Genomic DNA, 11,282 nt, shown 5'->3' with positions numbered 1-11,282 from the left:
AAAAGAGCGTTTTTTGTTAATAAAGGAAATTTTGAGATTGCTTATCTCCCATGCTGAGCTGAACCGTTTAATACATAAAGATAATTTTCAAACTTGACTTTATACCTCACGGGGTATAATATTAGTGCTGTAATCTTCATTGTTCTTCTTATAAATGAAGAGATACTTTTAGGTTGAAAAGCTAGGAATATTGTTTTTTAGAAGCACTTATCCTAAATAGAAGAGAAAGGAGCGTTGAATTTTGGAATATGATCAAAAAGTGAAAAATCGTTTACGCCGAATTGAAGGACAGATTAAAGGTGTGCTAAGCATGATGGAACAAAATAAAGATTGTAGAGATATCGTAACTCAATTATCAGCTGCCAGAAGTGCCATAGATCGAACTATGGGTGTTATTGTAAGTGAAAATCTAGAGCAGTGTGTCCGCGAAAGCATTGAAAAAGGGGAAAGTACAGAAGATCTAGTAAGAGAAGCTGTCGAATTATTAGTCAAAAGCAGATAATAAAGTTCATCAACCTTATTGACTAAAGGTTGACGTACTTTATTATACATTTTTATATACCTGCTCGGGTATATGCAATTAGTTAAAGCAAGTAATGCGCTAAAATTGAAATTTATTATTTTAGCTTATTTAAAAAATAGATACACCAATATTTTTTTCTTACAATTATACCCCTATGGGTATTAAAGTGAGGAGAAGGGGAATCATTATGACTGAACAAAAGAAACGAACAACAATTGTATTATTTAGTGGGGATTACGATAAAGCAATGGCAGCTTATATTATTGCCAATGGAGCAGCAGCTTATGACCATGAAGTAACTATTTTTCATACATTTTGGGGATTAAATGCTTTGCGTCAGGAAACATCAGCTCCTGTTAATAAAGGGATTCTAGAAAAGATGTTTGCTAAAATGATGCCTCGTGGTGCAAACAAAATGGGATTGTCAAAAATGCATTTCGGTGGGATAGGGCCTAAAATGATTAAGCATGTCATGAAGAAACATAATGCTTTAACATTACCACAGCTAGTTGAAATGGCACAGGACCAAGAGGTGAACTTAGTAGCTTGCACAATGACGATGGATCTTCTTGGATTACAGAAAGAAGAATTGTTGAATGATATCCAATATGCAGGTGTAGCAGCTTACTTAGCAGATGCAGAAGAGGGAAATGTGAATTTATTCATCTAATAAGTTAAAGAACATAACAGAGCAAAAGGAAGGTAATAAAGACGATGAGCGAGAGTGTTTTCATTAACATACTTATCTTTGGGTTCATTCTATTGTTTGTATTTCAACGGTTTATTACTAGGAAAGGAATAAAACAAATTACAACAACAGAGTTAAAAAGGGAGTTGGAAGACAAAAAGAAACAGTTTATAGATGTTCGTACACCTTCCGAGTTTCGCACAAAACATATTGAAGGATTTCAGAATATGCCTCTTGCAGAGCTTCATCAACAGTCCCATCATCTTTTAAAAGAGAGAGAAGTTTTCGTGATTTGTCAAAGCGGAATGAGAAGCGCTAAAGCAAGTCGATTGTTAAGAAATCTTGGGTTTAAAAAAGTAACAAATGTAAAAGGTGGGATGAATACTTGGATATAGAGATTTCATATAGAAACAAAAATAATCCTAGAAAATGTTACAGGTATTGAGCGTAAGAAAAAATTTTTTTAAGCTCTACTATACCCCGCCCTGTATATAGAATAAGGAGGAATAAGAATGATAAAAGCAGATTTTATGTTAGATGCAAAAGGATTAGCATGTCCAATACCTATTGTAAGAACAAAAAAGAAAATGGATGAGTTAAAGGCTGGACAAGTATTAGAAGTGCAAGCAACAGACAAAGGCTCAACAGCAGATTTACAAGCTTGGGCAAAAAATACAGGTCACAAATATTTAGAAACTAAAATAGAAGGAAATATACTTCATCATTTTCTTCGTAAAGATGGCGATCATCTCTTAGAGGAGATATCTGCTATTCCTAATATTTCACTAGAAGCATTCAGAAAGAAAGTTGAAAGTAGGGAACAGCCTTGTATTTTAGATGTTCGTGAGACAGAGGAATATGAACAAGCCCATATTCCAGGAGTGATTCATATCCCTCTGAGTGAGGTTGAAAAACGTTCAAATGAGTTAAACAAAGATGAAGAAATCTATGTTATTTGTCATTCTGGAAAAAGAAGTGAAACGGCAGCTCAAACTATGAAAAAACAAGGTTTTAAAAAGTTAATTAATGTTGTGCCAGGGATGCGTGATTGGAGAGGTGAAATAGAGCAATAAAATTTGGTGTTATATATTAAACAAGACCAGCTGTTATACAAATAAAGTCAGAGAAACTTTGAACTATTTAGAGAGAAAAAAAGCATGATTTATATTCTAATCTTTGTGAAATTTTTTTACTACAAAATATACTATAAGGGGTATTTAAATGGCTGTATATATGCTTACTGCGAAAGAACTCACGCAAAAAATATTCAACAAAGAACCATTATTTATTTTAGATGTTCGTAATGAAAATGATTTTAAGGATTGGAAGATTGAAGGCCATTATTTTGAATATCTCAATGTACCTTACTTTGATCTTTTAAATGGGGTAGAAGAAATTGTGGAAGGAATTCCTTCTGATAAAGAAGTTTTAGTTGTTTGTGCTAAAGAAGGTTCTTCAATTATGGTAGCTGATATGCTTTCAGAAGCTGGTCGTACTGTGGCGTATCTGAAAGGGGGGATGAGAGCATGGAGTGAACATGTGGAGCCTGTAAAAATAGGAGATCTAAAAGGGGGTGGAGAGATATATCAATTTGTTCGAATCGGTAAAGGGTGTCTCTCATACATGGTTGTAGCAAATAGAGAAGCAGTTGTTATAGATGCTACACGTATGACAGATATTTATGTGAATTTTTCGAATGAAATCGGAGCCACCATTGCCCATGTATTTGATACACATCTTCATGCAGACCATATTTCAGGTGGAAGAGCACTTGCAGAAGAAACAAAAGCAACTTACTGGTTATCACGAAAAGATGCTAAAGAAGTCGTATTTGATTATAAACCATTAGAAGAAGAAACGGTTATTACGATTGGAAATACAGACGTTTCTATTCAAGCTCTTTACTCTCCAGGTCATACTATTGGTTCGACTTCTTTTATAATCGATAAACAGTATCTTCTTTCAGGCGATATTCTGTTCATGGATTCTATTGGGAGGCCAGATCTAGCCGGTATGGCGGAAGATTGGATAAGCGATTTAAGAGAAACGCTCTACAAGCGATATAACGAGTTATGGGATGAATTAATTGTACTACCAGCGCATTTTATGAGGATTGACGAATTAAATGAAGATGGAAGTGTAGCCAAACTACTAAGTACGTTGTTTGCTGAAAATCATGGTTTAAACATTGAGGATGAGAGAGAATTTAAACACTTAGTGACAGATTATCTGCCGCCTCAACCGCATGCGTATCAAGAAATTCGTGAAACAAATATGGGAAAAAGAAATCCTGATGAAGAAAAGCAACGTGAAATGGAAATTGGACCAAATCGCTGTGCTATTCGATAAATAGAAAATATGAAAAGTTTGATCAGAAAATAACAGAGGAGCTGTAAATATGAAATCAGATAAAGTAGTAGATGCGAAAAAATTAGCATGTCCTATGCCAATTATTAAATCAAAGAAAGCAATAAATGAGCTACAACCAGGTGAGGTTTTAGAAGTCCATGTAACAGACAAAGGAGCTAAAAATGACTTTACTGCTTGGACTAATTCAAGTGGCCATGAACTTTTAAAACAAGTGGAAGAGGACAATGTGTTAACGTTTTGGATTAAAAAAGGATAAGGAACAATCAAGATGGAAGGAGATCGAATGAAAGGATACCCCTTCATCTTGAAAGGGAGGAAACCCTAATGGATATTGCATTTGTTATAACTCTTTTCATCCTTGGGGTTATAGGTTCTTTTATATCCGGGATGATAGGCATTGGAGGGTCTGTTATCAACTATCCTATGTTATTGTATCTTCCTCCGTTAGTAGGGGTAATGTCATTAACAGCACATGAAGTTGCAGGCATCGGAGCTATCCAAGTGTTTTTTGCTACAATAAGTGGGGTTTGGGCCTATCGAAAAAGCGGATTTTTACACAAAAACTTAATTATATATATGGGAAGCAGCATTTTCATAAGCAGCATAACAGGGAGTTATTTTTCTTATTTGATATCTGAAAAAGGAATGAATTATATATATGGAGTCTTAGCTCTTATAGCTGTTATTTTTATGTTTACTTCCAAGAAAAAGCAAGAAGACATGGCAAATGGAGAAATGACCTTTAATAAATGGTTAGCTTCCTCGTTAGCTTTTGTCATTGGAGGAGTATCGGGGATTTTAGGAGCAGGAGGAGCCTTCATATTGGTTCCTATTATGCTTAGTATATTAAAAATTCCAACAAGAACAGCGATTGCTTCTTCTCTTGCTATTACTTTTATTTCTTCTATTGGAACAGTCATTGGCAAAGTTGGCACAGGTCAAGTTCTCTTTGTACCTGCTTCCGTTCTGATTATTGCTAGTCTACTAGCATCTCCACTAGGAGCCCATTTAGGACAAAAGGTGAATGCAAAGTTTTTGCAATGGCTATTAGCTCTATTCATTTTAGCTACTGCTCTTAAAATTTGGATTGGTATTGTTTAAAAAGTTTGTAAAAACAAATGTAGTTTTACGTAACAAGTAAAAAGGCTTGAGTTGAAATAGACTCAAGCCTTTTATTTCCTTTAAATTACATAATATGAATAAAATGCTCATAAAATACGTATGTTTAATTTCAAATCATTTATTTTGTGGAATCATTAGTGAAGATTATACCTAAAGAGTTCAGGGCGTCTTTTACAGTAGCCATTTTTAAAGTCCCCTCAAGATTAATTCCTAGTTGTACAGCAGATAAAGCTAGCTCTGGTCTTAATCCCGTTAAAATACAGTGAACGCCAAGTAATGACATTACATGATTAATTTTAAAAAGGTGTTCTGTTACAATTGAATCTAATTTATAAATACCTGAAAAGTCGATAATTAAACAATTTACTTTTTGAGTCTGTACCTTTGTGGGTACATCTGTTAAGAGTTGGTGTGCTCTTTCCTCATCTATGGAGCCTACTAATGGGAGGATTGCAATTCCATCTAAAAGAGGAACAAGGGTTGCAGACAGTTCGTTTATTTGCTTTACGATTTCTTTTTGTTTTTGCTCATGTTCTCTTCTTGTTGTTATATCTCTGACATAAGTTTGGATTACCTTTGTATTTCCCATTAATACAGGATGGCAGTACAATTCAACGTTAACTGTTGTCCCATCCATTCTGTATATCGTTTCCTCAATGAGCTCTGCTGGACGCTCATAAGCAGATTGAATTCTTTTTCTTATAGCTTCTTTAGAAGTTTCTTGAAATATATCTAACGGACTTGCGCCAATAATATCTTCTTTTGTACCTCTAAAAAACTCTTCAGCTGCGTGATTCACATATATAATTTTATGATTCGAATGGATGATAAGTGGATCTAATGCATATTCCATTACTTGTTGATAGTCAATATCAGAAATATTTTCCCTCATAGTATTCACTCCCTGATGAAAAGACTAAAGCATTGGCCAACTTTTATCAAGGTTTTGATTGTTTCTTTCTTTCAAATTATTAGGTTTATCAAAACAGTTCATTTTGTTATAAGGGACTTTTATCATATGTTGCGTGAGAGTATAGGAATATACAAAAAATCTACTTTTTATTTATTCAGAGAAAAGATAGAGGGAGGGAGAAGAGTGAAAGAGCTCATTGGAGGATGCATCGAATGTAAGAAAGAAATTTATTGTCTAGATGGATTTTTGGATGGAATTATTAGCGGAAACGGTCAGTTGATATGTTTTCCATGTAACAAGAAATTGTCTTCAAAAGAGTCGAACAAAACTTGAAATTTCCCTATATGGTGTATCTTCTGCCTATTTAAAGAAGAAAGAGCACGTTTTATTTTCGTTAAAACGTGCTCTTTCTTATAGGAGCTAAAGATCTTTCTTTCCCTAATAAATATTCTTGGCATCAAAAGGTAAATGTCTCACATGTGTAAGGTAGCTCATCATGTTTCTATCTTCGGCAATATGATAAGTGAACAATAATTTTCTAGCCACATCTTTTCCTAAATATCTAAACAATTCACATGTAACAAATATTGAATTCCAAAAGTTATCATAGTTATCGTCCTCATACGATTTTTTGTATATTTCCCAGTACTCTTTAGGAAGGTGTTTTTTGAAGTATTTCCCCATTTTACCTACTGAAATTTCGAAGTTGTGCTGACTTCCAATCCACCATGATACCATCTCATCTAGCCTTGATCTAACCACACATTCAAACATTCCTTTAGCATATGGAAGTTCATCACGCCAAATGCCTTTTGCTACGTTTTGAAGGTTCCACCAAAAATCGTTACAGCATCCGGTGAACATAAATTCTGTCGGTTTTTCTACATGATAATCCGTATCTGTAGGAGAAGGGATGGACGATAAAATATGATCTTTATCAAGTAGTGGAAGAGTTAATTTTTCATGACCATAACTCTCCTGCATATATTCCCTCGTTTCAACATGAAGATCTATTCGATTACCGTCTGTAAAAAGCATAAGATACCCATACGAACAAGGGAAATTTATAACACTACCTTGAGATTGTTCATTTTTATCTGGTTCCTGCATGATAAGCACGTCGCCAAACAGGTTTAACCATATTTTATCCTTTATGAAGGATGAAGTTTCTGTTACAACATAAACAATATCGTAATCTTGGAAAATATCTTTCGGAACACGAGGATTTATTCGTGAGCCATTCATATAAACTGCTCGAATCCGCTCATCATTTTTAGCAATGTTTATAATTGTATTCAACATTTCTTGTTCAGTTCTCATTACATATCCCTCCTTTAAGAATATTTATCTTGTTTCAACTTAGCCATGGAGGAGGTTGTTGGTATTGTAAAAGCAACAAAACAGAAGAGGGTTATAATTTGTCCAGATTCTTTTTCATCCCATATTCCTTTCTTTTAAAATTATTCCATGGCTACATTACTTCAATAGGTGTTGGAAGATTCCTTCTTTATCTCCGTAGTTATAGAATATCGATCGTACTATGCTTGGTTAGTATTTTGTTATCGTTACAACAGACTAACCAAAAAAATTAAATTTAATTTGAGCATGTTTATGAAATGGGGCTCCTTAAGGGCTAAAGAATTGGTTATAAAAAAATTCTGATTTTTTGTCCGCGAAAGGTGGACAAAATGGATTTTTTCTATTACTATAAGTTTTGTAAACGCTATCATTAAAGCTTTCTAGTAGTTCTTTGTGTTTTTATGGGGAGGACACATGTATTTTTAAAAAGAGAAATAAGCGTATCGTTTATAAAAATCCGCGTTAAAGATAGGAATAAATCATTAAAAATTCCACGTTTATTTCTCCAAACAATAAGGGGGTATATGAAATGTCGAGCAAAACATTGCATGAATTTTTAAAAGAGAACTTGGATGAGCTAAAAAACAAAGGCCTCTATAATGTGATTGATCCTGTAGAAGGGCCAAATGGGCCAATCATTACAATTGCAGGAAGAGAGTTAATTAATTTATCATCTAATAACTATTTAGGTTTAGCAACAGATCAGCGATTAATTGATGCTTGTTTAGAAGCAACAAAAACTTATGGCGTTGGAGCTGGGGCTGTTCGCACAATTAATGGAACGCTAGATATTCACATTAAATTAGAAGAGCGACTTGCCCAGTTTAAACATACAGAAGCAGCCATTGCCTATCAATCAGGATTTAATTGTAATATGGCAGCCATTTCAGCAGTGATGGATAAACACGATGCTATTCTTTCAGATGAACTTAATCATGCTTCCATTATTGATGGATGTCGATTATCAAGGGCAAAAATTATTCGCTATAACCATTCTGATATGGAAGATCTACGAATGAAAACACGCCAAGCAAAAGAGTCAGGAATGTACAACAAAATCATGATTATCACAGACGGAGTATTCTCAATGGACGGAGATATTGCCAAGCTTCCAGAGATCGTGGAGATTGCCGAAGCGTTTGATGTAATGACATATGTTGATGATGCACATGGATCAGGTGTATTAGGAAATGGCGCAGGAACAGTGAAACATTTTGGGTTATCAGATCGAGTAGATTTTCAAATAGGAACGTTATCTAAAGCTATTGGGGTAGTAGGAGGTTATGTAGCAGGAAAGAGAGATTTAATAGATTGGTTAAAAGTAAGAAGTCGTCCGTTTTTATTTTCAACAGCGGTCACACCTGGAGCAGTTGCCGCTTGTATAGAAGCTATTGATATTTTGATGGATAGCTCAGATCTTCAAAATAAGCTATGGGAAAACAGCGATTATTTGAAAGAAGGGCTGAAAGTATTAGGATTTGATATTAGAGCGAGCGAAACACCAATCACCCCTTGTGTAATCGGAGATGAAGAAAAAACACAGCAGTTTAGTAAGCGACTGAATGAAGAAGGTGTGTATGCAAAATCTATCGTTTTTCCTACCGTTCCAAAAGGCACAGGGCGAGTAAGAAATATGCCAACGGCTGCGCATACAAAAGAAATGCTAGACCATGCCTTAGCTATTTATAAAAAAGTAGGAAAAGAGATGGAACTTATTTAAGGGGAATACTTGCAGGATAGTAAGTAAAAAGGGGAGGTTTTTTTATGAAAAAGGTCTTAGTAACAGGTGCTTTAGGTCAAATTGGTTCAGAGTTAACGCTAAAAATGAGAGAGATTTACGGATACGACAATATCATCGCAACAGATATTCGAAGAACGGAAAGTGATGTTGTTCAATCAGGTCCATTTGAAACTTTAGATGTGACAGAAGAAAAAGCAATGTTCAACATCGCTAAAAAATATGAAGTTGATACCATTATTCATTTAGCTGCTTTACTGTCAGCAACAGCTGAAAAGAAGCCGCTTTTAGCTTGGCATTTAAATATGGGTGGATTAGTAAATGCTTTGGAAGCAGCAAGAGAACTAAATTGTCAACTCTTCACACCTAGTTCTATTGGCGCTTTCGGTCCAACTACCCCTAAAAATCTGACTCCGCAAGATATTATTCAACGACCAACCACAATGTATGGGGTAAATAAAGTGTCTGGAGAATTACTATGTGACTACTATTACTACAAATTTGGAGTAGACACAAGGGGACTTCGGTTCCCTGGGCTCATTTCGTATATGACACCTCCTGGTGGGGGAACAACGGACTACGCAGTTGAAATCTACTATGAAGCAATTAAACATAAAAGATATACATCTTACATTGCTGAGGGTACGTATATGGATATGATGTACATGCCTGATGCATTAACGGCTATCATTACATTAATGGAGGCTGATGCTTCCAAATTAAAACACCGAAATTCATTTAATGTATCTGCTATGAGCTTTGAGCCAGGGGAAATCGCTGCTGAAATCCAAAAGCATATTCCAGAGTTTGTCCTAAAGTATAAAGTTGATCCTGTAAGACAATCTATTGCCGACAGCTGGCCTAATCGAATAGATTCAACTTGTGCAAAAGAGGAGTGGGGATTTAAGCCAGAATACAATTTAGAAAAAATGACGAAAGATATACTATCAAAGCTAAGGCTAAAATCAATTTCAGTTACTGCCTAGATCAGCCTATTATTCGAAGTACTGTATGTAGTATTCAAAAAGAATGAAAGATCAGTACGTTATGCACTCTTAATAACGGTTTAAAAGTAAGCGCTTTCTTTCGGTGTGGAGAAAACTTTTAAACAGGAGCATTAGTTTCATCAAACTTTGACTATGAGTGGTGTAGGAGGAAATAGGATGGCAAAGAAAGATTTGAATAGGGATTTGAAGAGTCGTCATATTCAGATGATCGCGTTAGGCGGCACAATTGGCGTTGGCTTATTTATGGGATCAGCGAGCACAATTCAATGGACAGGTCCGTCTGTTATGTTAGCTTATGCAATTTCCGGTGTTTTTATATTCCTCATTATGAGGGCAATGGGAGAAATGTTGTATGTAGAACCAAGTACAGGTTCATTTGCGACATTTGGCTATAAGTATATTCATCCATTAGCAGGGTATATGACAGCGTGGAGTAACTGGTTTCAGTGGGTAATTGTTGGGATGGCAGAAATCATTGCAGTTGGAACATATATGCAGTATTGGTTCCCTGATCTTCCTCCTTGGATTCCAGGTTTTATCGCCATGATTATTCTCGGAGCGGCCAACTTAATTTCTGTTAAATCTTTTGGTGAAATTGAATTTTGGTTTGCACTCATTAAAATTGTAACCATTATCTTAATGATTGTGGCAGGAATTGGACTCATTTTCTTTGGCATTGGAAATGGAGGAGAAGCGATCGGATTATCGAATTTATGGGAGCATGGTGGCTTATTTACAGGCGGATGGAAAGGATTTTTCTTTGCCTTATCCCTCGTTGTTGCCGCCTATCAAGGTGTAGAACTTGTTGGAATTACAGCTGGTGAAGCAAAAGATCCGAAAAAAACATTAACAAAAGCTATTCAAAGTACAATTTGGCGAATTTTAATCTTTTATATTGGCGCTATTTTTGTTATTGTCACTGTTTATCCATGGGATCAACTGAATGCAATTGGGAGTCCATTTGTAGCCACTTTCGCAAAAGTTGGGATTACAGCTGCCGCTGGATTTATTAATTTTGTTGTGATCACAGCTGCGATGTCTGGATGCAATAGTGGCATTTATAGTGCAGGACGCATGCTTTATACGTTAGGCATAAATGGACAAGCCCCTAAATTCTTTGCGAAAGTCTCTCATGGTGGGGTTCCGCTATTTGGTACATTTGGTGTTTTAATTGGGCTAGCCATTGGCGTTGTTTTAAGTTATATTGCACCAGAAAACTTATTTGTACATGTATATAGTGCAAGCGTTCTTCCGGGTATGATTCCATGGTTTGTTATTCTTATTAGTCAAATTCAATTCAGGAAGAGAAATAGGGCAAAAATGGATCACCATCCATTCAAAATGCCTTTTGCTCCTTTCACAAACTATCTCACCATTGCGTTCTTACTAATGGTCCTTATTGGGATGTGGGTTAATGAAGAAACAAGGATATCCCTTATTGTAGGAATTGGTTTCCTTGCCGTTGTTGTGATTAGTTATTATGCTTTCAGAATAGATAAGCGTGTACGAACTCATGATCAGAAAGATGATGAAGTCATGATTCAATAGAAAAAACGCAAAAA

General features: G+C 35.4%; 12 protein-coding genes. 10 read left to right on the top strand and 2 right to left on the bottom strand.

Going from position 1 to position 11,282, the window contains the following annotated elements:
• Positions 1-241 precede the first annotated feature (241 nt).
• The 7 genes from BM012_RS09975 (at position 242) to BM012_RS09945 (ending at position 4,682) form a co-directional block, all read left to right on the top strand.
• A complete protein-coding gene (locus tag BM012_RS09975; protein WP_019394202.1) occupies positions 242-502 on the top strand; it encodes a metal-sensitive transcriptional regulator in 261 nt (86 codons plus the stop codon).
• Between the two features lie 208 nt (positions 503-710).
• Positions 711-1,193 carry a DsrE/DsrF/DrsH-like family protein gene (locus tag BM012_RS09970; RefSeq protein WP_061804250.1) on the top strand — a complete coding sequence of 161 codons (483 nt, stop codon included), beginning with the start codon at positions 711-713 and terminating at the stop codon, positions 1,191-1,193.
• Positions 1,194-1,237: 44 nt separating this feature from the next.
• Positions 1,238-1,606, top strand: a complete 369-nt coding sequence (locus BM012_RS09965) for a rhodanese-like domain-containing protein (RefSeq protein ID WP_061804251.1) — start codon at positions 1,238-1,240, stop codon at positions 1,604-1,606.
• A 117-nt stretch (positions 1,607-1,723) separates the two neighbouring features.
• Entirely contained in the window at positions 1,724-2,284 is a 561-nt protein-coding gene (locus BM012_RS09960; RefSeq protein WP_061804252.1) for a sulfurtransferase TusA family protein, read from the top strand.
• Between the two features lie 148 nt (positions 2,285-2,432).
• Positions 2,433-3,560 (top strand): MBL fold metallo-hydrolase, encoded by a 1,128-nt coding sequence (locus tag BM012_RS09955; RefSeq protein WP_061804253.1) that lies wholly within the window; start codon positions 2,433-2,435, stop codon positions 3,558-3,560.
• A gap of 49 nt (positions 3,561-3,609) precedes the next feature.
• Positions 3,610-3,837, top strand: coding sequence for a sulfurtransferase TusA family protein (locus BM012_RS09950; RefSeq protein WP_061804254.1), 228 nt, complete (start codon positions 3,610-3,612; stop codon positions 3,835-3,837).
• Between the two features lie 68 nt (positions 3,838-3,905).
• On the top strand, positions 3,906-4,682 hold the full coding sequence (locus BM012_RS09945) for a sulfite exporter TauE/SafE family protein (protein WP_061804255.1): 777 nt from the start codon (positions 3,906-3,908) through the stop codon (positions 4,680-4,682).
• A 139-nt stretch (positions 4,683-4,821) separates the two neighbouring features.
• Here BM012_RS09945 and BM012_RS09940 read toward each other — a convergent pair whose 3' ends face one another.
• Both BM012_RS09940 and BM012_RS09930 read right to left on the bottom strand, forming a co-directional pair.
• Positions 4,822-5,595: a PAS domain S-box protein gene (locus tag BM012_RS09940; RefSeq protein WP_061804256.1), complete on the bottom strand. Its 774-nt coding sequence runs from the start codon at positions 5,593-5,595 to the stop codon at positions 4,822-4,824.
• A gap of 459 nt (positions 5,596-6,054) precedes the next feature.
• Entirely contained in the window at positions 6,055-6,936 is an 882-nt protein-coding gene (locus tag BM012_RS09930) for an aminoglycoside 6-adenylyltransferase (protein WP_061804257.1), read from the bottom strand.
• A gap of 568 nt (positions 6,937-7,504) precedes the next feature.
• Here BM012_RS09930 and BM012_RS09925 point away from each other — a divergent pair.
• The 3 genes from BM012_RS09925 (at position 7,505) to BM012_RS09915 (ending at position 11,268) form a co-directional block, all read left to right on the top strand.
• The gene (locus BM012_RS09925) at positions 7,505-8,695 is read left to right on the top strand and encodes a glycine C-acetyltransferase (RefSeq protein ID WP_061804258.1); all 1,191 of its coding nucleotides are present in this window, start codon (positions 7,505-7,507) and stop codon (positions 8,693-8,695) included.
• A gap of 44 nt (positions 8,696-8,739) precedes the next feature.
• Positions 8,740-9,699 carry an L-threonine 3-dehydrogenase gene (locus BM012_RS09920; protein WP_061804259.1) on the top strand — a complete coding sequence of 320 codons (960 nt, stop codon included), beginning with the start codon at positions 8,740-8,742 and terminating at the stop codon, positions 9,697-9,699.
• A gap of 177 nt (positions 9,700-9,876) precedes the next feature.
• Positions 9,877-11,268, top strand: coding sequence for an amino acid permease (locus BM012_RS09915; protein WP_061804260.1), 1,392 nt, complete (start codon positions 9,877-9,879; stop codon positions 11,266-11,268).
• Positions 11,269-11,282 lie beyond the last annotated feature (14 nt).

Origin of the sequence: Priestia endophytica DSM 13796 (assembly GCF_900115845.1) — a bacterium.
GTDB lineage: Bacteria > Bacillota > Bacilli > Bacillales > Bacillaceae_H > Bacillus_I > Bacillus_I endophytica.
This window is presented reverse-complemented; position numbering and strand designations above follow the sequence as displayed.